18 protein-coding genes are annotated in these 20,748 nt (G+C 59.4%); 10 read left to right on the top strand and 8 right to left on the bottom strand.

The window, feature by feature from the left end; genetic code table 11:
- Positions 1-175 precede the first annotated feature (175 nt).
- Positions 176-2,314 (top strand): catalase HPII, encoded by a 2,139-nt coding sequence (gene katE, locus AC3IUE_RS00310; protein ID WP_489264890.1) that lies wholly within the window; start codon positions 176-178, stop codon positions 2,312-2,314.
- Positions 2,315-2,424: 110 nt separating this feature from the next.
- Here the strand turns inward: katE and AC3IUE_RS00305 are convergent, their stop codons facing one another.
- The 4 genes from AC3IUE_RS00305 to zur are packed head-to-tail and all read right to left on the bottom strand — an operon-like array spanning position 2,425 to position 5,227.
- Entirely contained in the window at positions 2,425-3,141 is a 717-nt protein-coding gene (locus tag AC3IUE_RS00305) for a PA5502 family lipoprotein (protein ID WP_489264888.1), read from the bottom strand.
- A gap of 37 nt (positions 3,142-3,178) precedes the next feature.
- Entirely contained in the window at positions 3,179-3,967 is a 789-nt protein-coding gene (znuB, locus tag AC3IUE_RS00300) for a zinc ABC transporter permease subunit ZnuB (RefSeq protein WP_046044875.1), read from the bottom strand.
- Complete coding sequence (gene znuC / locus AC3IUE_RS00295; RefSeq protein WP_111448129.1) at positions 3,960-4,745, bottom strand: zinc ABC transporter ATP-binding protein ZnuC; 786 nt, start codon at positions 4,743-4,745, stop codon at positions 3,960-3,962. The genes znuB and znuC overlap by 8 nt, the downstream gene beginning before the upstream one ends.
- Positions 4,745-5,227, bottom strand: coding sequence for a zinc uptake transcriptional repressor Zur (gene zur, locus AC3IUE_RS00290; RefSeq protein ID WP_008155995.1), 483 nt, complete (start codon positions 5,225-5,227; stop codon positions 4,745-4,747). The genes znuC and zur overlap by 1 nt, the downstream gene beginning before the upstream one ends.
- 66 nt (positions 5,228-5,293) lie before the next feature.
- Between zur and AC3IUE_RS00285 the strand changes: the two genes are divergently transcribed.
- Positions 5,294-6,214: a zinc ABC transporter substrate-binding protein gene (locus tag AC3IUE_RS00285; RefSeq protein ID WP_489264885.1), complete on the top strand. Its 921-nt coding sequence runs from the start codon at positions 5,294-5,296 to the stop codon at positions 6,212-6,214.
- Positions 6,215-6,331: 117 nt separating this feature from the next.
- Here the strand turns inward: AC3IUE_RS00285 and AC3IUE_RS00280 are convergent, their stop codons facing one another.
- A complete protein-coding gene (locus AC3IUE_RS00280) occupies positions 6,332-7,282 on the bottom strand; it encodes a homoserine kinase (protein WP_489264883.1) in 951 nt (316 codons plus the stop codon).
- A gap of 58 nt (positions 7,283-7,340) precedes the next feature.
- A complete protein-coding gene (locus AC3IUE_RS00275; RefSeq protein WP_056738439.1) occupies positions 7,341-7,631 on the bottom strand; it encodes a DUF2782 domain-containing protein in 291 nt (96 codons plus the stop codon).
- Between the two features lie 74 nt (positions 7,632-7,705).
- Between AC3IUE_RS00275 and polA the strand changes: the two genes are divergently transcribed.
- Entirely contained in the window at positions 7,706-10,477 is a 2,772-nt protein-coding gene (polA, locus tag AC3IUE_RS00270; protein WP_489264881.1) for a DNA polymerase I, read from the top strand.
- A 301-nt stretch (positions 10,478-10,778) separates the two neighbouring features.
- On the opposite strand, the gene yihA is transcribed toward polA, so the two are convergent.
- Positions 10,779-11,420: a ribosome biogenesis GTP-binding protein YihA/YsxC gene (gene yihA / locus AC3IUE_RS00265; RefSeq protein ID WP_046044882.1), complete on the bottom strand. Its 642-nt coding sequence runs from the start codon at positions 11,418-11,420 to the stop codon at positions 10,779-10,781.
- Between the two features lie 191 nt (positions 11,421-11,611).
- On the opposite strand from yihA, the gene AC3IUE_RS00260 reads away from it, so the two are divergent.
- The 7 genes from AC3IUE_RS00260 (at position 11,612) to AC3IUE_RS00230 (ending at position 18,942) form a co-directional block, all read left to right on the top strand.
- Positions 11,612-11,902 (top strand): c-type cytochrome, encoded by a 291-nt coding sequence (locus AC3IUE_RS00260; RefSeq protein WP_008156007.1) that lies wholly within the window; start codon positions 11,612-11,614, stop codon positions 11,900-11,902.
- 46 nt (positions 11,903-11,948) lie between these two features.
- Entirely contained in the window at positions 11,949-12,560 is a 612-nt protein-coding gene (locus tag AC3IUE_RS00255; RefSeq protein ID WP_046044883.1) for a c-type cytochrome, read from the top strand.
- A 200-nt stretch (positions 12,561-12,760) separates the two neighbouring features.
- A complete protein-coding gene (locus AC3IUE_RS00250) occupies positions 12,761-13,402 on the top strand; it encodes a thiol:disulfide interchange protein DsbA/DsbL (protein ID WP_008156010.1) in 642 nt (213 codons plus the stop codon).
- Between the two features lie 14 nt (positions 13,403-13,416).
- A complete protein-coding gene (locus AC3IUE_RS00245; RefSeq protein WP_056738441.1) occupies positions 13,417-14,295 on the top strand; it encodes an endonuclease/exonuclease/phosphatase family protein in 879 nt (292 codons plus the stop codon).
- Positions 14,292-16,370 carry a GGDEF domain-containing protein gene (locus AC3IUE_RS00240; protein ID WP_489264877.1) on the top strand — a complete coding sequence of 693 codons (2,079 nt, stop codon included), beginning with the start codon at positions 14,292-14,294 and terminating at the stop codon, positions 16,368-16,370. The genes AC3IUE_RS00245 and AC3IUE_RS00240 overlap by 4 nt, the downstream gene beginning before the upstream one ends.
- A gap of 103 nt (positions 16,371-16,473) precedes the next feature.
- Positions 16,474-17,253, top strand: a complete 780-nt coding sequence (locus tag AC3IUE_RS00235; protein ID WP_046044885.1) for an N-acetylmuramoyl-L-alanine amidase — start codon at positions 16,474-16,476, stop codon at positions 17,251-17,253.
- Between the two features lie 75 nt (positions 17,254-17,328).
- Complete coding sequence (locus AC3IUE_RS00230; RefSeq protein WP_489264874.1) at positions 17,329-18,942, top strand: EAL domain-containing protein; 1,614 nt, start codon at positions 17,329-17,331, stop codon at positions 18,940-18,942.
- Between the two features lie 12 nt (positions 18,943-18,954).
- Here the strand turns inward: AC3IUE_RS00230 and AC3IUE_RS00225 are convergent, their stop codons facing one another.
- Positions 18,955-20,745, bottom strand: a complete 1,791-nt coding sequence (locus AC3IUE_RS00225; protein WP_489264872.1) for an ATP-binding protein — start codon at positions 20,743-20,745, stop codon at positions 18,955-18,957.
- Positions 20,746-20,748: the final 3 nt, after the last annotated feature.

The raw sequence follows: 20,748 nt of genomic DNA, 5'->3' as shown, positions 1-20,748 counted from the left end.
TATTCCGCATTCAACCTTCCATTTGGCAATAACGCGATCAAAGGTTAGAAAAAAGGAACGGCGCAAATCGTCATCAGTCACTAATTAGGCAACTCGAAAACGCCCTTGGTCCGTGCCTGGGGTATTGCTCAAGAGTCCTGGCTACGGCGGGAATCGCAACGAGGAGTTTTGTCTGATGAGTACTAAAAAGCCTGCCGCAACCAAAAGCGCACTGGCCGGGACCGATACGCCGGACCGCGGGAACACCAATGCCAAGCTCGACAGCCTGGAGCCATTTCGCTCCGACGCCACTGAACAGGCCCTGCGTACCAACCAGGGCGTGAAAGTCTCGGACAACCAGAACACGTTGAAGGCCGGCGCCCGCGGGCCATCGTTGCTGGAAGATTTCATCATGCGTGAAAAGATCACGCACTTTGACCATGAACGCATTCCCGAGCGCATCGTCCACGCCCGCGGCACCGGTGCTCACGGCTATTTCCAGTGCTATGAAACCCATTCCGTGTTGACCAAGGCCGGGTTCCTACAAGACCCAAGCCAAAAAACCCCGGTCTTCGTCCGCTTCTCCACGGTGCAGGGCCCTCGCGGGTCGGGCGATACCGTGCGGGACGTACGAGGTTTCGCGGTGAAGTTTTTCACCGACGAAGGAAACTTCGACTTGGTGGGCAATAACATGCCGGTGTTTTTCATTCAGGATGCGATCAAGTTTCCTGACTTCGTACACGCGGTGAAACCCGAGCCGCACAATGAAATACCCACCGGCGGCTCAGCTCACGATACCTTTTGGGATTTTGTCTCGCTGGTACCGGAATCGGCGCACATGGTGATCTGGACCATGTCCGACCGTGCGATCCCGAAAAGCCTGCGCAGCATGCAAGGCTTCGGCGTGCACACCTTCCGCCTGATCAACGCCGAAGGTAAATCGCGCTTCGTCAAATTCCACTGGCGCCCCACGGCCGGGACCTGTTCGCTGGTGTGGGATGAAGCACAGAAACTCGCCGGTAAAGACACGGATTACCACCGTCGCGATCTCTGGGAGTCGATCGAGATGGGCGACTACCCGCAATGGGAGCTGGGCGTACAGATCATCGAGGAGGAGAACGAACATAAATTCGACTTCGACATCCTCGACCCGACCAAGCTGATCCCGGAAGAACTGGTGCCGATCACCCCACTGGGCAAAATGACCCTCAACCGTAACCCCGACAACTTCTTCGCCGAAACCGAACAGGTCGCCTTCTGCCCTGGGCATATCGTGCCGGGGATCGACTTTTCCAACGATCCATTGCTGCAAGGTCGACTGTTTTCCTACACCGATACGCAAATCAGCCGACTTGGCGGGCCGAACTTTCACGAGATCCCGATCAACCGCCCGGTGGCACCGTTCCACAATGGTCAACGGGATGCGCTGCATCGCACCACCATCGACAAGGGTCGCGCGTCCTACGAGCCGAACTCCATTGATAGCGGCTGGCCGAAAGAAACGCCGCCGGCAGCACAAGATGGTGGCTTTGAAAGTTACCCAGAGCGCATCGACGCCAACAAGATCCGTCAGCGCAGCGAATCCTTCAGCGACCACTTCTCCCAGGCACGGCTGTTTTTCCACAGCATGAGCAAGCACGAGCAGGAGCACATCATCTCGGCTTACAGCTTCGAGCTGGGCAAGGTTGAGCGGGCGTTCATCCGCGCGCGCCAGGTGAATGAGATTCTGGCCAACATCGATCTGGATCTGGCCAAGCGCGTGGCGCAGAACCTGGGGTTGCCAGCGCCCAAAGCCGGGACGGTCGAAGTACGCAAAACCTCACCGGATCGCTCGCCAGCCCTGAGTCAGGCCAACTTGCTGCCGGCAGATATAAAAACCCGCAAAGTGGCAATCCTGGCAGCCAATGGCGTCGATGGTGCAGCGATTGATGCCATGAAGAAAGCGCTGAAGGCCGAAGGTGCGCACGCCAAACTGCTCGGCCCGACGTCTGCCCCTGTGACCACCGCCGATGGCAAGACGCTGCCGGTCGATGCGTCGATGGAGGGCTTGCCTTCGGTGGCGTTCGATGCGGTGTTTGTGCCCGGCGGCGCGGCGTCGATCAAGGCGTTGAGCACCGACGGTGTGGCGCTGCATTACCTGTTGGAGGCGTACAAGCATTTGAAGGCGATTGCGCTGCAAGGCGAGGCCAAACAGTTGCTGGATGTGTTGAAGCTGGAGGCTGATGCGGGGTTTATCGTGGAGGCGGATGCGAAGTTGATCAAACCGTTTTTTGCCGCGATCGGGCAGCATCGGGTGTGGGACAGGGAGCCGAAAGCCAAGGCGATTCCGGCTTAAGGTTTGTATCGATAGGGAGGACGCTATCGCGAGCAAGCTCGCTCCCACAGTTGACCGGGTTGTTCAATAGAACGCGGTCTAATGTGGGAGCGAGCTTGCTCGCGATGCTTTTAGGGCTTGCGAGGACTCAGAACCATCTGCGCCGGAATGTTGCGCAAAATCTGCTTCTCGAGGTTCAGATCAAAATCCGCATCGAGTTTCTTCACGCGCTTGGTCAGCAACGTAGTCAACCAAGGGAAGTCCTGGGTGCGTGGCGCCTGAATGCTCACGTCGCACTGGTAATTCACCACATCGGCGGCGATCGCATCCAGTTGACGACGAAGCTTGGTCATATCCGTCAGGTTCAACGCAACCGTGGTGCTTTCAGCCGTCGGATCAATGACCTTGGCCTGTGGCTTGGCTTCGGCAGCCATGAGCGCAGCTTCGGCTCTATCCAGTTCAGCTTTGCGGGCATCAACGATGGCATTGTTGACCCCGCCAGTCAGCGCCGGAGCCTTGGGCATCAACGACCGGGCGCGGCTCAGCGCCGTGGCAGCCGCATTCACATCGCCCTTTTGCAGCACGATCTGACTGCGGCGCAGATAGGCTTCGGCCAGTTGCCGCTGGTATTGCTCAAGCGATTGATCATTGGGCGACTCGGCCTGCAAGGCAGCCAGTTGATCTTCGGCAGTCGCCAGCTCACTGCTGGCGAGGCTTTGTTCCAGCTGTGCGATGGCCGTGGCCCGTGCACCGGTAGCCTCGGTGGCCGCCGGTGGCGTGCTTTGACAAGCGCCCAGTAGCAGCGAAAATACGACAAGGAGCAGATAACGGGAGGCGAACGGCTTCATTCCTGCGACTCTCTATTTGCGCAAAAAACGAGCAAGTCTACACCCCTCGACGGGGCAGGACAAAACTCAGCAGAAACAGTGCGGCGGCCGTCACAACAATCGATGGGCCCGCCGGGGTGTCCTTGAACCACGACAGCGCCAGCCCGCCACAGACCGCGAGCATGCCCAGCAGGCTCGCGCCCAGTGCCATCTGCTCCGGTGACCGGGCGTGACGTTGTGCCGCAGCCGCCGGGATGATCAGCAAGGACGTAATCAGCAACACACCGACGATTTTCATCGCCACCGCGATCACCACAGCGATCAGCAACATCAGGGTCAAGCGCAACGCCGCCACCGGCAGACCTTCAACCCTGGCCAATTCTTCGTGCACCGTGATTGCCAGCAATGGCCGCCACAACGTCACCAGCAAGGCCAGAACGGCCGCGCTGCCGCCGAGTATCCAGGCCAGATCGGTCGGGCTGATCGCCAGCAAGTCGCCGAACAGATAAGCCATCAGGTCGATCCGCACTTCGTGCATGAAGCTTAGTACGACCAAACCCAAAGAGAGCGTGCTCGGTGCGAGAATTCCCAAAAGCGTGTCGGACGCCAGCGGTTGACGCTGCTGCAAGGTCACCAGCAACACCGCCAACAGCAGGCAGCCTACGGTGACCGCAACGGTCGGGCTGACATCCAGCAGAAAACCCAGCGCCACGCCGAGCAGCGCGGCATGCGAAAGGGTGTCGCCGAAATAGGCCATGCGCCGCCAGACCACGAACGAACCTAGCGGGCCCGCGACCAACGCCAGGGCCAGACCTGCAAGCAGGGCGTAGAGCAGAAAATCAGCCATGCTTGCAGCTATCTCCGTGAACGTGGGTAGGGGCCGACGGGGCAGCGTTGACTACCGAGCCATGCAAGTCATGGGCGTGGTCGTGATGGTGGTGATAAATCGCCAGGCTTTGTGCGTTCTTTCCGAACAGCTCGACGAAAGCCGGATCACCGCTGACCTGCTCAGGGTGCCCGGAGCAGCAGACGTGACGGTTGAGGCAGACCACCTGATCGGTGGTGCTCATCACCAGGTGCAAATCGTGGGACACCATCAACACGCCGCAGCCGTGGCGGTCGCGCAATCGTGTGATCAGGCTGTAGAGCTCGGCCTGACCGGCCACATCGACGCCTTGCACCGGTTCGTCGAGCACCAGCAGTTCCGGCTCACGCAGCAATGCCCGGGCCAGCAGCACCCGCTGCATTTCGCCTCCGGAAACACTTTGCACCGGGCTGTCGATCACCTGTTCGGCGCCGACTTCCTTGAGTGCCGACAAGGCCATGGCGCGGTCCACGCCCGGCACCAGGCGCAAGAAGCGCAGCACCGACAGCGGCAGTGTCGGATCGACGTGAAGTTTTTGCGGCATGTAACCGACCCGCAGTTTCGGCTTGCGCCACACGCTGCCGCTGTCCGGCTTCAACAGACCGAGTACCGCGCGCACCAGCGTGGTCTTGCCGGCGCCGTTAGGGCCGATCAGGGTGACGATCTGCCCCGGCTCGACACTCAGCTCGATGTTATCCAGCACGTTTTGTCCGGCAAAGGTGACAGCAACCTGCTCGAGGCGGATCAGCGCATTGCTCATTAAACCCCCTGGCAACCTGAGCACAGGCCGACCACTTCAACGGTCTGGCCCTCGACGACAAAACCGACATCCTTGGCGCTACTGATGATCGCGTCACTGATGGATTTCTGTTCGAGTTCGATGGCGGCGTGGCATTCGCGGCAAATCAGGAACTGGCCCTGGTGGGCGTGTTCCGGGTGATTGCAGCCAACGAAGGCGTTCAACGAGGAGATACGGTGTACGAGGCCGTTTTCCAGCAGGAAATCCAGCGCACGGTACACAGTCGGCGGCGCCGCACGGCGGCCGTCCTGCTCGCTGAGTACCGCGAGAATGTCGTAGGCACCCAACGGTTTGTGGCTTTGCCAGACCAGTTCCAGCACCCGCCGACGCAAGGCGGTCAGGCGCAGGCCTTGACGTGCGCACAGAGCATCGGCCTCAGACAATGCGCTATGGACGCAATGAGAGTGGTCGTGGGGACGGCTGGCAATCGGTGTTTTAGGCATGAGCGGCGACGAGTTTTGTGAGAGACGTTATTATGTTACCCGTTCTCGCCTCTTCGAGTGGTCATCGTGTCCCGACTTTTTTCTATCTTTGTCGCATTTGTCGCCAGTTTTCTGCTGATGGGTTCAGCTCACGCCGAAGTCAAAGTTCTCACCAGTATCAAGCCTCTACAGCTGATCGCGGCGGCGGTGCAGGACGGCGTGGCGATTCCGGAAGTCTTGCTGCCGCCCGGCGCCTCGCCTCATAACTATGCCTTGCGCCCATCCGACGTACGGAAGGTGCAATCGGTGGATCTGGTGTACTGGATCGGTCCGAGCATGGAAGGTTTCCTGCCCCGCGTGCTGAACGGTCGTACGCTGCCCAGCGTCGCCGTGCAGGATTTGCCGGGGCTGAAACTGCGACGTTTCGCCGAAGATAGCCACTCCCATGCTGAAGAAGCCGATGAACACGATCACGATCACCGTCCCGGCAGTCTGGACGCGCACTTGTGGCTTTCGCCGGTCAACGCCCGTGTTATCGCCACAAAAATGGCCGCAGACCTGAGCGCAGCCGATCCGGCCAATGCCGCGCGTTATCAGAGCAACCTCAAGGCGTTCGATGAGCGTCTGGATGCAATGGATCTTCGCTTGAAGGCGCGCCTGGCCGGCATCGCGGGCAAACCTTACTTCGTATTCCACGAGGCCTTCGACTACTTTGAAGACGCCTACGGCCTCAAGCACGCCGGCGTATTCAGCGTCGCCGCCGAGGTTCAGCCCGGCGCCCAGCACGTCGCGGCGATGCGCACTCGATTGCAGGAAGTCGGCAAAACCTGCGTGTTCAGCGAACCGCCTCTGCGTCCGCGCCTGGCGGAAACCCTGGTGGCGGGATTGCCGGTGAAGCTGGCGGAACTAGACGCGTTGGGAGGCTACACGCCGGCAACCGCTCAGGGGTATGAGCAGGTGCTGGAGAAGTTAGGGAATGATTTGGCTGGGTGCCTGGAGTCGTTGTAACTCAGACATTTGTGTCGCTCCATTCGCGAGCAGGCTCGCTCCCACATTGATCGATGTGAACACAGATTTTGTGTCCACTAAAGATCCCCGGTGGGAGCGAGCCTGCTCGCGAAGCTTTTAGAGCGCGAACGGCAGCGGCGTGCTGACTTTCTGCCGCTGCGCCAGACGCTGCTGAAACTCCATCGGATCGTGAATCAGCACGTCCTGCCCGGCAAACGACTCGGCGGCGATCAACCGCGACAACCAGAACCGCACACATGCCACCCGCAGCAGGGTCGGCCACAACTCCGCCTCGGCCGCCGTGAACGGTCGCAGCGCGGCATAAGCGCCGAGCAACGCCCTCGCCCGCGGCCCGTCGATCAATCCACTCTCGTCCGAACACCAGTCGTTCAAGGCGATCGCCACGTCGTAGAGCATCGGCCCCGAACACGCGTTGTAGAAGTCGATCAACCCGGTCAGGTGGGTGCCTTCGAACATCGCGTTATCGCGGAACAGGTCGGCGTGGATGTTGGCTCGTGGCAGCGCAAGAATTTTCGTCTTCTGCTGTGTGATTTCGTCCAGCGCCCGTTGCAGCAGATCGCTTTGCTCGGGATTGAGGTGCGACAGCAACTGCGCGCCCTCTTCCAGCATCCAGTCCAGGCCGCGATCGGTCTTGCGCTTGATCATGTTGGCCTGGGTCGCAAGGTGCAGATGGCCGAGCAACTCGCCCACCTGAGCGCAATGCTGCGCATTGGCTTCCTTGATGTGCTTGCCAGCCAGACGCGGCTGCAACAGCGCAGGTTTGCCGGCCAGTTCGCGCAAGGCGACGCCGTCAGTGGTGCGCAAGGCATAAGGCACTGGCAGGTCGGCGTCATGCAGCACGTCGAGCAGCTCTATGAAGAACGGCATTTCCTGAACCGGACCACGCTCAACCAGGGTCAGGACAAATTCGCCCTGCTCCAGGCTGATGAAGAAATTGGTGTTTTCGCTACCAGCGGCAATCCCCTGGAAATCAAGCAGGCGGCCGAGCCCGTAAGGGGCGAGAAAGGTTTCCAGCTCGGGCCGAGCCAGCGGGGTGAACACAGACATGTTTGAACTGCCAGTACGGGCGCCGCTGCTTGAGCCAGCGCCGATTGAAATTAAGAAACTACTTCCACTCAAAGATCTTCCACGACGGAATCAGCATATCCGGCTGATCCGAGCGGATGAAGTTTGCATCTGTCCCGTCCGCACGCACCAGAAAATACGGCGGTGCGCCCTTCGGTGTGACCTTGATTGCATACAGGAAACCGTTTTGACGGTACTCCTGGATGGTTTTATCCCCTTCCGTGCGGATAGTGACTTCCGGCTCCGGTGTCGGCGCATCGTTCGCCGCCATGACGGCCAACGGAACGGATGCAAACAACCCAGCCAGCAACAGGCGATTTAGTGTGCGCATGATAACCTTGTCCCTTTGTCGTCAACGGTCCCGCTATTCTAGCGCCGGACCCGCCGAAAAGGTTGATCCTGCTCATGAGCCAAGCCCCCCTCGTCCTGGTGGACGGTTCTTCTTACCTGTACCGCGCCTTTCACGCCCTCCCACCGCTGACCACCTCCAAAGGTCTGCCGACCGGTGCGGTCAAGGGCGTATTGAACATGCTCAAGAGTCTGCGCAAGCAGTATCCGGAAAGTCCGTTCGCCGTGGTGTTCGACGCCAAGGGTGGGACATTTCGCGATGACATGTACGCCGAATACAAGGCCAACCGCCCAAGCATGCCCGACGACATGCGTGTTCAGATCGAGCCGCTGCACCAGAGCGTGATCGCCCTGGGCTTCCCGCTCCTGTGCGTCGAAGGCGTTGAAGCCGATGACGTGATCGGCACCCTGGCCCGCAGCAGCGCGGCAGCCGACCGCCCGGTGGTGATCTCCACCGGCGACAAGGACATGGCGCAGCTGGTCGACGGCCACATTACCTTGGTCAATACCATGACCGGTAGCGCGCTGGACGTGGAGGGCGTGAAGGAGAAATTCGGCGTCGCTCCCGAGCAGATCATCGATTACCTGGCACTCATGGGCGATTCTTCCGACAACATTCCGGGCGTTCCGGGTATTGGCCCGAAGACCGCTTCCGGCCTGTTGGTCGGTGTGAACGGCGGCCTGACCGAGCTCTATGCGCAGCTCGACATCGTCCCGACCCTGCCGATTCGCGGGGCCAAAACCCTGCCGGCCAAGCTCGAAGAGCACAAGGAGATGGCGTTTCTCTCCTACCAATTGGCAACCATCAAGATCGACGTGCCGCTGGATATCGGCCTCGACGACCTGCAAATGGGCAAGCCGGATCACGACAAGCTCGCCGAGCTCTATACCCTGCTGGAGTTCAAGAGCTGGTTCGAAGATAACCAGCGCGACGCCAAGCGTTCCGGTCAGGAAGTCGTCGCTCCGGTGGCTGAAGAAGCGGCCGTCGATACCGAACTCAAGTACACCACTATCCTCACCCAGGCTGATTTCGACCTGTGGCTGAAGAAGCTCAACGACGCCAAGCTGATTGCCTTCGATACCGAAACCACTGGCATCGATGCGCAGCAGGCGCAACTGGTGGGCCTGTCTTTCGCTGTACAAGCCAACGAAGCGGCCTACATCCCGCTGACCCATTCCTACATGGGCGTGCCGGATCAGCTCGATCGCGACACCGTGCTGCGCGCGCTGAAGCCAATTTTGGAAGACCCAAGCAAACTCAAGGTTGGCCAGCACGCCAAGTTCGACATGAACATCCTGGCCAACTGCGCCATCGGTGGCGATCAGAGCTGCGGCATCACCGTACAAGGCGTCGCTTTCGATACGATGCTCGAATCCTACGTGCTGGACTCCACCGCGACCCGCCACGACATGGACAGCCTGGCGCTCAAGTACCTGAATCACACCACCACCAGTTTTCAGGACATCGCCGGCAAGGGTGCCAAACAGCTGACATTTGACCAGATCTCCCTGGAACTGGCCGGACCTTACGCCGCCGAAGACGCCGACGTGACGCTGCGCCTGCATCAAACCCTGCAGGAAAAGCTCAATGCCATCCCGAGCCTGAGCAAGGTCCTGAGCGAAATCGAAATGCCGTTGGTGCCGGTGCTGGCACGGATTGAACGCCAAGGCGCACTGGTCGATGCCAACCTGCTGGGCATTCAGAGCGTTGAGCTGGGCGAGAAAATGGTCGCCCTCGAGCGCGAGGCGTTCGCCATTGCCGGGGAAGAATTCAACCTCGGCTCGCCAAAGCAATTGGGCGTGATCCTGTACGAAAAACTCGGCCTGCCGATCATCAGCAAAACCGCCAAGGGCCAGGCGTCCACCGCCGAAGCCGTGCTGGCGGAACTGGCCGAACAGGATTTCCCGCTGCCCAAAGTACTGATGCAGTACCGCTCGATGAGCAAGCTGAAAAGCACCTACACCGATCGCCTGCCAGAGCAGATCAACCCGCGCACCGGGCGAATTCATACCTCTTATCATCAGGCCGTCGCGGCGACCGGGCGTTTGTCGTCCAGCGACCCGAACCTGCAGAACATTCCGATCCGCACCGCCGAAGGGCGTCGGATTCGTCAGGCGTTCGTCGCGCCAAAAGGCTACAAGCTACTGGCAGCGGACTACTCGCAAATCGAACTGCGAATCATGGCTCACCTGGCCAAGGACGAAGGTTTGCTGCACGCGTTCCGCAATGATCTGGACGTGCACAAAGCCACCGCAGCGGAAGTCTTCGGGGTTGAACTGGCAGAGGTCACCACCGACCAACGGCGCAGTGCCAAGGCGATCAACTTCGGTTTGATCTACGGCATGAGCGCGTTTGGCCTGGCCAAGCAGATTGGTGTTGATCGCAAGCAATCCCAGGCCTACATCGACCGATACTTCGCCCGCTACCCAGGCGTGCTGGAATACATGGAACGCACCCGCGCCCAGGCCGCCGAACAAGGTTTCGTCGAAACCATCTTCGGTCGTCGTCTGTACCTGCCGGAAATCAACGCAAAAAACCCGGCCCTGCGCAAAGGTGCCGAACGCACGGCGATCAACGCCCCGATGCAAGGCACTGCGGCGGACATCATCAAGAAAGCCATGATTGCCGTGGATAGCTGGCTGACAGCGTCAGGCCTTGACGCCAAAGTCATCCTGCAGGTGCACGATGAATTGGTTCTGGAAGTGCGTGAAGATTTGGTCGACCAGGTCCGCGATGAAATTCGCGTGCACATGAGCGACGCAGCGAAGCTTGATGTGCCGCTGTTGGTAGAGGTTGGTGTAGGAAATAACTGGGATGAGGCTCACTGAGCCGTCTGAAAAGGTGTTTTCCGCTGCGGCATAGTGCCGCGGCAGAAGGACCGAAGGGCGCTTAGTTCGGAAAATTCGATGGCCTATTCCAAAGGCTTTTTAAAAAAATCTGAACTAATCGCCTGAATCGCCACTCAGAGTTACTGAATGGGTGGTGAAGCCCTTCGATGCTCCTAATGTTGTGTTAAGTGTTGGCAGATATCTGGACCCCGCCCTAGCGGTCCGGAACTTGAACCCCGGAACTTCCCCCTCCCCATAAGAAGTCCGGGGTTTTTTTTGCCCGCGGTTTTTGTAAATGAGCTTACTCCGCGAGCTCGGCGCCCTTGTCCGCCAGCTCCATCCAACCCGCCAGTACAGTGTAGGCGTCTTCCAGGCCCATGCGTTTTGGCGCCGAGAACAGCTGGATGCTGATCGCATCTCCCCAACCCTTGCGAATGTCTGCCTGAACCTTGAGCAGGACGTTTTTCGCCGCGCCGTAGGTCAACTTGTCGGCTTTGGTCAGCAAAATGTGCATCGGCATGCCACTGGCGACAGCCCAGTCGAGCATCAGCAGGTCGAAGTCGGTCATTGGATGACGGATGTCCATCATCAAAATCAGACCCTTCAAACTCTCCCGACCACCCAGATAGGCTTCCAGGTGACGCTGCCAGTGCAGCTTCAACGGGATAGGCACTTTCGCGTAACCGTACCCCGGCAGGTCGACCAGACGACGATCATCGTCTAGCTTGAAGAAGTTCAAGAGCTGCGTGCGACCCGGAGTTTTCGAGGTCCGCGCAAGGCTGGCGTGCGTCAAGGTGTTCAGCGCACTGGACTTGCCGGCGTTGGAACGCCCGGCGAAGGCCACTTCAAAGCCTTCGTCGTCGGGACATTGATCGACTTTGGCAGCGCTGAGCATGAAGGTGGACTGTTGGCACAGGCCGAGGATGGGGTTCTTGAGTTGCATGGGATTTCCGATGTGGGCGGCGCCGGGAATGGACGCGGCGAGCAGTGTCGTTTCCGTTTCAGTGACGCCAGTATATAATGCCGCAGATTTTGTGTGCGCTTTGTCCCAGCGTAGGATGAAGTTCACGAGAGCGATTGACCTTGATTGCGCACTAGAACGCAGAACGCTCTCAACCCTGAAAAGGTCGTTTTATGACGAAATGGCTGCTAGCTGCCGGTGTCTTGATGCCGCTTTACAGCGCTCAGGCTACACAGGATCCGGAAGCTGTGTACAACCGTGTTTGTGGTGCCTGTCATTCCGGCCAACTACCCATGGCGCCCAAAAAGGGCGATCAGGAAGCTTGGACGCCGAGGTTGGCGAAAGGTATGGAGACGCTGGTGCAACACGTGACCCAGGGTTTCAAGGCGATGCCGCCGCGTGGTTTGTGCATGGACTGCAGTGCCGAGGATTACCAAGCAATCATCCAGTGGATGAGCGAGTGATCCCGGTCCATAACTCTTTAACCCTTAGCCGTAGTTGGATTAGCTGATGAACAAATTGATCGTGAGTCTGCTGTTGACCGTGGGGATCTCCGGCATTGCCCATGCTGCAGGTGATGCGACTGCTGGTCAGGCGAAAGCCGCAGTATGTGGCGCCTGTCATGGCCCGGATGGCAACAGTATGGCGCCTAACTTTCCGAAACTGGCAGGCCAGGGCGAGCGTTATCTGAACAAGCAGCTACACGACATCAAGTCCGGCAAACGCACGGTACTGGAAATGACCGGCCTGCTGACCAACCTGAGTGATCAGGATCTGGCCGATATCGCCGCCTACTTCGCCAGTCAAAAAGGCAGCGTCGGCGCCGCCGACCCGAAAGTCGTTTCTCGCGGTGAAGCACTGTTCCGCGGCGGCGATCTGGCCAAGGGCCTGCCAGCCTGCACCGGTTGCCACTCGCCAAATGGTGCGGGCAACGCAGCTGCCGGCTTCCCGCACCTGGGCGGCCAGCACGCTCAGTATGTAGCCAAGCAACTGACCGACTTCCGCAAGGAAGAAGCCGGCCGCACCAACGATGGCGACACCAAGCCGATGCAGAGCATCTCCAAAAAGCTGAGCGACGAAGATATCGCAGCGGTGTCCAGCTACATTCAAGGTCTGCACTAAGACCGACGAATCGGGCGTTGCGCGAGACTTACATCTCCTGCAACGTTAACGCTCTATTAATCCGTCGCAGCAAGTATAAAAAGGGTGGCTTAGGCCGCCCTTTTTTGTGGCCGCTGCCGTTACACTACAGAACTCAAGCCCGCCAGGACCTGTCTGAAAACAGGTCGCGCGAGGCGACCAAAATTGTCCAGGAGTAAAGCATGCGTAATCTGATCATCAGCGCCGCACTCGTCGCTGCCAGCCTGTTCGGCATGACCGCCCAAGCTGCTGAAGCACCCGCAGCGCCATATGTCGAACTGACCAATCCCGTCCCGGTAGCTGTGCCTGGCAAGATCGAAGTGGTGGAGCTGTTCTGGTACGGCTGCCCGCACTGCTACGCTTTCGAGCCTGTAATCAATCCATGGGTTGAGAAACTGCCTTCCGACGTGAACTTCGTCCGCATTCCGGCCATGTTCGGCGGCCCGTGGAACGCACACGGCCAGATGTTCCTGACCCTTGAAGCCATGGGCGTTGAAAACAAGGTTCACGCTGCGGTGTTCAACGCAATTCAGAAAGAACACAAGAAGCTGGTCGACAAGAATGAAATGGCAGATTTCCTGGCCACTCAGGGCGTAGACAAGGACAAGTTCCTGGCCACCTTCGACTCCTTTGCCATCAAGGGCCAGATCGTCAAGGCCACTGACCTGGCCAAAAAGTATGAAATCTCCGGCGTTCCAACCATGATCGTCAACGGCAAGTATCGCTTCGACGTGGGCTCTGCCGGCGGTGCCGAGCAAGCATTGCAACTGGCCGACAAGCTGATCGACAAAGAGCGAGCGGCTAACAAGGCTGCTGCCAACTAAGCGCGGCGACTGCCATGCGCCGCTGGGGCACTGAACGCGTCGTTGGCCTGCATGATCCGCGGGTCAACGAACATCATCTGGAATCGACGGGCCTACCCGCAGACAGTCGTCTGCGCTTGCTCAGCTTCAATATCCAGGTCGGCATCAGTACCGAGCGCTACCACCATTACCTGACCCGGGGCTGGCAGCATCTGTTGCCGCACACCGGGCGTGCCGACAATCTGCAGAAGATCGGCAATCTACTGGGCGACTTCGATCTGGTCGCCTTGCAGGAAGCCGATGGCGGCAGCTTGCGATCAGGCTACGTCAACCAGGTCGAACACCTGGCCCAGCTCGGCGCATTCCCCTACTGGTATCAACAACTCAATCGCAATCTCGGACGCCTCGGCCAGCACAGCAATGGTGTGCTCAGCCGCCTGCGCCCGTGGGCGATTGAAGATCATCCGCTACCGGGGCCCAAGGGTCGTGGGGCGATTCTGGTGCGCTTTGGCGAAGGTCCTGAGGCACTGGTGGTGGTCATGATGCACCTGGCACTGGGCGCCCGCGCCCGCAGCTTGCAACTGGCTTACATCCGCGAGTTGATTGGCGGCTATAAACACCAGGTGCTGATGGGCGACATGAATACCCATGCCAGTGACTTGCTGCAAAACTCCCCGTTGCGTGACCTCGGCCTGCTCGCGCCGCAACTGGAAGCGACGTTCCCTAGCTGGCGCCCGCAGCGCTGCCTGGACCATATTCTACTGAGCCCCACCCTGACCCTTGAAAAGGTCGAGGTGCTGGCACAACCCATTTCCGATCACCTGCCGGTCGCGGTAGAGATTCGTCTGCCGGGTTCGCTCACGGCCGATGCATTACCCGCGTTGAGTCCTGCCCCTCGCGGATCCCATGAATGAGCGACGAAGCACAGCGCTGGAAAGAGAAGTACCTCAAGAGCATCGAACAACAGGAAAAGCTCGAACGTCGATGGGACGCCCGGCTCGACCTGCTGCGTCGCGGCCTGGTACGCAGCACGCTGGCCGCCGAGGGCACCGACCGCGTCGTTGACCAATGCATGAAGGAAATGCGTGAAGTCGTGCGCACCGACGACATGGACGCCGGCCTGGCCGCCCTGCTTCCGCGGCTGGAAAAAGCCGTGCTCGACTCCGAACAACGCCGGGAAACCCGGGTCAATCAGACCAGCGCCGCATTGACCGCGCTGGTCTCGCAGCTGCAAACATTACCGCTGCCCCGCGAAGTAAGCCGGCCGCTGAAAAACTTCGCCAAACAACTGGATGCAAGAGTCGGGCAGGCGCGCGAGATTCCGTTGCTGCTCAGCGAACTGAGCGGTCTGCAAGGCAAAGCGCTGAATCAGCTTGAAAACCCGGCAGAACCCGGCCGCCCTGGTTTGCTGCAGCGGCTTTTTGGTAGCCGTGAAGCGGATGAAGCGGCATTACAGGTTGTCCCCGGCACTGTTCCGACGCCCACCCTGCAGCATGCCGAAGCGGTTGCCGTGCCTCATGCAGAGACATCACAGGTAACCGTCGATCTCGCACCAAAAATCGATAAGCCGCAAGTGGCGGTTACACAAATTGCCGCGCCCGCGACTGCATCCGAGCCTCCGACAATCGAGGCTCCGCCCGCAGCAGCGCCTTCTCCTGCAGTTGTAGCGTTTGTCCCGCCGGTGCTCGAGCCGGAGCGAGCACACGCCCAGACTCCAGAGACGCAACCACAACCGGACATAGACCATCCAGAAGAACCCGCGCCATCAATCATCGAGCCAGAAATACAGACTCAACCGGCAATCAATCCCGACGAACTGACCCCGGTGGTCTATCTCGACAGCCTGCCGTTGCCCCCGGCCATGGCCGAGGTGTTGGCCGCCGTAGACGCTGAACAATCCGAGCCGGATGTTCTCTACGCCCTGCCGGACTCTCCCGAGCCGTCCTACAGCTCGGTGGCCAAGCACATCGAAGACACGTTACTGGGCCTGCTCGACGACCTGACGCTGCCCGAGCGTCATCGTCCGCAAGCCGAAGCGATGCGTGATCGTCTGCAAAACGGTTTGAATTGGTACGAACTTCTGCCGATCCTCGACGATCTGGCAACCTTGATGCTGGCAATCACCGACAGTGGCCAGCATGAATTCGAAGCTTACTTGCAACAGCTAAACGAACGCCTCGAGTCGTTCCAAAGCAACTTGCAAGCCGCCAGCGAAGGCCATGCCGACAACCGTTCCGCCGCACGCGAGATGGACACGCAGATCCGCGAGCAGGTCGACGGCTTGCAGAGCAGCATGCAGGAAGCCGCCGACCTGGACGATCTCAAGCACGTTCTGGAAAACCATCTGGAAGGCCTGCTCGGCACCATGGACCAGCACCAGAAGCAGCGTAACGAGCGCGAGCAGGAAGTCGCGGCCCGCCTCCATGGTCTGGCCGAACGCGTTGCGCACATGGAGCAGGAAGCCCTGGGCTACCGCGAGCATCTTGAAGAGCAGCGTCAGAAAGCCTTGATCGACCCGCTTACCGGCCTGCCTAACCGGGCAGCCTGGAGCGAACGGCTGGATCACGAAATCAACCAGTGGCAGCAACACGGCAACACCCTGTTGCTGGCAATGCTCGACCTCGACCATTTCAAACGCATTAACGATAACTATGGTCACTTGGCGGGCGACAAAGTACTGAAAATCATCGCCAGCGTGCTACGCAAGCGCCTGCGCGGGACGGATTTCATTGCCCGGTTCGGCGGTGAGGAGTTTGTCCTTTTGATGCCAGACACAGCCCCATCTGCTGGCGCGAAACTGCTGGAAAAGCTGCGCGCCTCGATCGAAGCCTGCCCTTTCCACTTCAAGGGTGAACCAGTAACCATCACCATTTCCATGGGCCTGACTGCATTCAAACCCGGCGAACATAGCGATCTGGTCCTTAAAAGAGCCGATCAGGCCCTATATCGCGCGAAACATGCCGGCCGCAACCAAGTGGCACTGGGCTGACAGTCAATTGTTCCATTTTGTTTAAAACTTCGCGTTGGCCGTCTGCACGCAAGGCAGTACGTTACACTGTTGCATTACTGTCTTGCGTGTATTGCCTTCTGCCATGAAATATCTATCTCTTATCGTATCGCTGATTCTGTTGGCCGGTTGTGCCAGCGGCCCCCGGTTCGACACCCGTCACCCTTCAGCCAATTACGACAGCCGCATTCAGTTCGTGGTGGTGCACTACACCTCCGCGTCACTGGAGCGCTCGCTGCAACTGCTGACCCACGGCGAGGTCAGCAGCCACTATCTGATTGGCGACGACAAGGGCGCCACCATCTACAAGCTAATGGATGAAAACCTCCGAGCCTGGCACGCCGGGGAAAGCGAATGGCAAGGCCGGACCTGGTTGAACTCCAGTTCCATCGGTATCGAAATCGTCAATCCAGGCTTTAAAGACACCCCGACCGGGCGCCTTTGGTACCCCTACAGTGAAGACCAGGTCCAGTCCCTGATCGTCCTGCTCAAGGACATCAGCAAGCGTTACGCCATCAACCCCCGCAGCATCATCGGCCACAGCGACATCGCCCCGCTGCGCAAGCTTGATCCGGGGCCGCTGTTCCCCTGGAAGCGCCTGGCTGCCGAAGGCCTGGGAGTCTGGCCGAATGAGCAGGCGGTAACGCGTCAGCAAGCACAGTTCGAAGTACAACTGCCAACCATCAGCTGGTTTCAGGCACAGCTGGCTCGCGCGGGTTATCCCACGCCGCAAACCGGCGAACTGGATGTTGCGACACGCCATGTGATTGCGGCCTTCCAGATGCATTTCCGACCGTCACGTTTCGATGGCACGCCAGATGCGCAAACCGCGGCGCTTCTACAAGTCTTGAATCAGACAAAATAATGACGCCCGCCCGACGGTCAGGGCTTTTTTCCAATCAGCAGCTATAACTCATTGGTAATTCTTCGGATATTCCCTATGCCTGCTGCTCGAGAGACACTACGTAGTTGGTTCTTTCGCCCTTGGTTTTTGGCGATACTAGCTGCTGCCTTGAGCGCGACACTCCTGATGGCCGGCAGCCTGTTCGTGGCCATGCATCAAGTCGAGCAGAGCGAAAGTGAAGAAATGAATGCCCAGGGCGAGCGCTTCCTTGCTCGCCTGGAGCAACTATTCGGGCAGCTGCGTGAAAGCCTCGACGACCTGGAAGCCCAGCCGTTACGCGGCTGCGATGACGAAATGATCGCGACCTTGCAACAAGTCAGCTTCAATTACCGTTTCGTTTACGAAGCCGCCTATATGGACGCCTCGCGGATCTGTTCCAACCGCCCCCGCCAGGAAGGGCTGTCGATGATAAGGCCGCCAGACATCATGGGGCCGACCTACAGCTACTGGCTGAACACCACCACCGAACCCGATGAAAACCGTGCCGCGCTGATGCTCGGACGCGGCAATTTTCGTGTCGCGACGTCTCGCGGGCATTTGACCGACATGGTCGACTTGCCGCCGGGAAGCAGCCTGCTGGTGGTGCTCGACCACGGTACGCGCGCGATTCCGGTACTGGGTATCTCGCAGGCCTGGCCACCCACAGAACCCTGGCCCCCGAAAAGCCTCGACGCGCTACAAGTGACGCATTCCCGCTTGATTTACCGCATGCCAACCAACAATCCCGAATACCAATTGGTGCTGATCAGCCCGCGCACCGGTATGCATGTGCCCGCAGTCTGGTGGTGGTTGCTGCCGGCCAGCCTGGCACTCGCCTTATGCGTGGGTTTTCTGGTGCTTCTGCTGGTGCGCCAGCGACAGTCGCTGGACGCCGAACTGAGTGGCGCCATACGGCGAGGCGAATTGCAGGTGCTGTATCAGCCGATCTTCGACCTCGACAGCCGCAACTGTGTCGGGGCAGAAGCCTTGCTGCGCTGGCGAAGGCCGGACGGCACCCTGACCAGCCCCGACCTGTTTATTCCGATGGCGGAGAACACCGGCCAGATCCGCCAGATGACCGACTTCGTCCTGCAACGCCTGCTTGAGCAGCTGGGTCAATTGTTGCGGGCCAATCCGCAACTGTACATCTCGGTCAACCTGGCGGCCTGCGACGTCATGGTGCCGCGTATCGGCCAAGTCATGGCGCGCCTGCTGACCTTGCACCGCGTCGCGGCAAAGCAAATTGCCTTTGAGGTCACCGAGCGGGGATTGATCGATGTCGTGGTAGCCCGGGAAAACCTGCAAGCCTTGCGGGATGTCGGGCATCAAGTGCTGATTGATGACTTTGGCACCGGCTATTGCAGCCTCGCCTATCTGCAAACCCTGCCAGTCGATTGCCTGAAAATCGACAAAGCGTTTATCGATGCGCTGGGTCATGACGCTGCAAGTAGCGGTGTCGCCCCACACATCATTCACATGGCCCAGGCCCTGCAACTCAAGGTGATTGCCGAGGGCATCGAACTTGAATCCCAGGCGGCGCTTCTAAGCAGTGAAGGCGTGAAATTCGGTCAGGGTTGGCTATTCGCCCATGCGTTGAGTGCGGTGCAGTTCATCGAGCTGATTACCCGTGGTCGCCGATTGGCTGCCCGACGTCTCGATGACGAAGCCTGAGGCGGCTGCGGCTTAAACCGACAACGCCATATAGAACTGAGTACCCTGCCCTGGCCGCGAATAAACCCCCATCCGACCGCCGTGCAACTGCACGATTTCCTTGCACAGCGCCAGACCGAGTCCGGCTCCGCCCTTCTTGCGACCGACCTGTACAAAAGGTTCGAAAATCCGCCCCTGCTGACCATAGGCAATGCCTTCGCCGTTGTCCTCGACGCTGATAATCACTCGTTCCCCATGGCGTCGAGCCTGCAAACGTATTTGCCCGCCGGAAGCGGTGTGGCGCAACGCGTTGTCGATCAGGTTATCGAGCACCCGGTCCAGCTGCGGCTGATCGGCCTGTAATCGCGGTAATGGCCCCTGCACTTCCACTAGCAGGTCGATGCCCTGCTCTTCTGCCGGGCCGGCAAAACGTGCCCGGGCCTGCTCCAGCAAATCCTCGATGGAGCACGGCGCCAACGTGAGTTTCTGCAATCCGTTCTGGTAGCGGGAGAAGTTCAACAGGTCATTGATCAACTGCATCAAGCGCTGCATCTCTTCATTCACGGTGTCCAGCAGATCAGCTTCACGCGAGTCCTTGGCAAAGTGCGCGCGCTCGCGAAACAGGCCGAACGCCATGTGCATCCCGGTAACCGGTGTTCGCAATTCATGTGAGGCGCGCAACACGAACTCGCTGCGCACCCGCTCAAACGCCCGCTGTTCGGTGACGTCATGCAGCACCATCACGGCACCGAGAATATGTCCCTGTGTATGGCTGACCGGCGTCAGACTGAAGGTCAGCAACCGCGACTCACCGTCGACCTCGATGCTCAGGTCCTCAGGCGCCCGCTCCAGGGTGCCGCCGCGCAGCACCAGTTGCAGCTGATCATCGAGTTCGGGACGCTCAAGCGCCGTACCCAGACCTTGACCGAGACGATCGCTGTCCCAACCCAACTGACGCTGCGCCACTGGATTGAGGTGCTCCAAATGACCATCGCGGTCAATCATCAAAAGCCCATCGTCGATGCTATCGAGCACGGCCTGCAAACGCTGCTGGCCGGCGAGCAGTTCATCGACATTGGTGGCCTGATGCTCGCGCAAGGCCTCGGCCATGATCCCGAAGCGCTTGGTCAGCAGGTTCATTTCCACGGCCGAGGAAATCGGCAGCGTCACTTCGAAATTGCCTTGGCCAATGTTATCCGCCGCCTGGGCCAGGGCCTCGATCGGTGCACCAAAACGTTGAGCAATAGCGTGGGCAGTGACGAAACCGATGATCAGCACCGCCAACCCCACCAACCCGAGCAGGCCGGCAATCAGCAGCGCCCTCTCCCGAGCCTGGCGCTCGGTGGCATTGATGTTATCCAGCGCACGCTGTTGCTCGACGAGCAAACCAGTGCGCAGCGCATTGAATTTTTCGGTGAGTTCTTTGTTGCCACTCAACACCTGCGTCGAGTCACGTGACAGGTCGTACGCCTGCAGAAAGCTCAGGTAGTCAGTCTTGGCCTGCTCGAAACCGAACTGGCGCTCATCGCCAGCCTGGGAATGGGCAATGCCGTCGTCAAGCAACTGGAAATAATGCTGCTTGGACGCCTCAAACGCTGCAGGATCCGGCTTCTCGCTGAGCATGATCATCAGCTGATCGCCCAAGGTCTGACGCATTTTCAGCCCCAGGTCGAGCGTGACGAAATTATTGCGATTCAGCGCTTCCTGGGAACTCGCCATCTGCATAACGCTGACCAGCCCGAGCAACAGCCCAAGCAGCGCCACGGTGATCAGTGCGGAAATACTCAGAAACAGCCGCGTGCGCAACTTCATCGCCAGTCTCATCGG

The organism is Pseudomonas sp. GL_093 (genome assembly GCF_057837605.1).
The sequence above is the reverse complement of the archived record's forward strand: the minus strand, read 5'-3'. Positions and strand labels throughout refer to the sequence as shown.

Excerpts from the sequence above, each read along its gene's own strand:
- katE (WP_489264890.1), top strand. The coding sequence starts at position 176 with ATGAGTACTAAAAAGCCTGCCGCAACCAAAAGCGCACTGGCCGGGACC.
- AC3IUE_RS00305 (WP_489264888.1), bottom strand. The coding sequence starts at position 3,141 with ATGAAGCCGTTCGCCTCCCGTTATCTGCTCCTTGTCGTATTTTCGCTG.
- znuB (WP_046044875.1), bottom strand. The coding sequence starts at position 3,967 with ATGGCTGATTTTCTGCTCTACGCCCTGCTTGCAGGTCTGGCCCTGGCG.
- znuC (WP_111448129.1), bottom strand. The coding sequence starts at position 4,745 with ATGAGCAATGCGCTGATCCGCCTCGAGCAGGTTGCTGTCACCTTTGCC.
- zur (WP_008155995.1), bottom strand. The coding sequence starts at position 5,227 with ATGCCTAAAACACCGATTGCCAGCCGTCCCCACGACCACTCTCATTGC.
- AC3IUE_RS00280 (WP_489264883.1), bottom strand. The coding sequence starts at position 7,282 with ATGTCTGTGTTCACCCCGCTGGCTCGGCCCGAGCTGGAAACCTTTCTC.
- AC3IUE_RS00275 (WP_056738439.1), bottom strand. The coding sequence starts at position 7,631 with ATGCGCACACTAAATCGCCTGTTGCTGGCTGGGTTGTTTGCATCCGTT.
- polA (WP_489264881.1), top strand. The coding sequence starts at position 7,706 with ATGAGCCAAGCCCCCCTCGTCCTGGTGGACGGTTCTTCTTACCTGTAC.
- yihA (WP_046044882.1), bottom strand. The coding sequence starts at position 11,420 with ATGCAACTCAAGAACCCCATCCTCGGCCTGTGCCAACAGTCCACCTTC.
- AC3IUE_RS00260 (WP_008156007.1), top strand. The coding sequence starts at position 11,612 with ATGACGAAATGGCTGCTAGCTGCCGGTGTCTTGATGCCGCTTTACAGC.
- AC3IUE_RS00255 (WP_046044883.1), top strand. The coding sequence starts at position 11,949 with ATGAACAAATTGATCGTGAGTCTGCTGTTGACCGTGGGGATCTCCGGC.
- AC3IUE_RS00250 (WP_008156010.1), top strand. The coding sequence starts at position 12,761 with ATGCGTAATCTGATCATCAGCGCCGCACTCGTCGCTGCCAGCCTGTTC.
- AC3IUE_RS00245 (WP_056738441.1), top strand. The coding sequence starts at position 13,417 with ATGCGCCGCTGGGGCACTGAACGCGTCGTTGGCCTGCATGATCCGCGG.
- AC3IUE_RS00240 (WP_489264877.1), top strand. The coding sequence starts at position 14,292 with ATGAGCGACGAAGCACAGCGCTGGAAAGAGAAGTACCTCAAGAGCATC.
- AC3IUE_RS00235 (WP_046044885.1), top strand. The coding sequence starts at position 16,474 with ATGAAATATCTATCTCTTATCGTATCGCTGATTCTGTTGGCCGGTTGT.
- AC3IUE_RS00230 (WP_489264874.1), top strand. The coding sequence starts at position 17,329 with ATGCCTGCTGCTCGAGAGACACTACGTAGTTGGTTCTTTCGCCCTTGG.
- AC3IUE_RS00225 (WP_489264872.1), bottom strand. The coding sequence starts at position 20,745 with ATGAGACTGGCGATGAAGTTGCGCACGCGGCTGTTTCTGAGTATTTCC.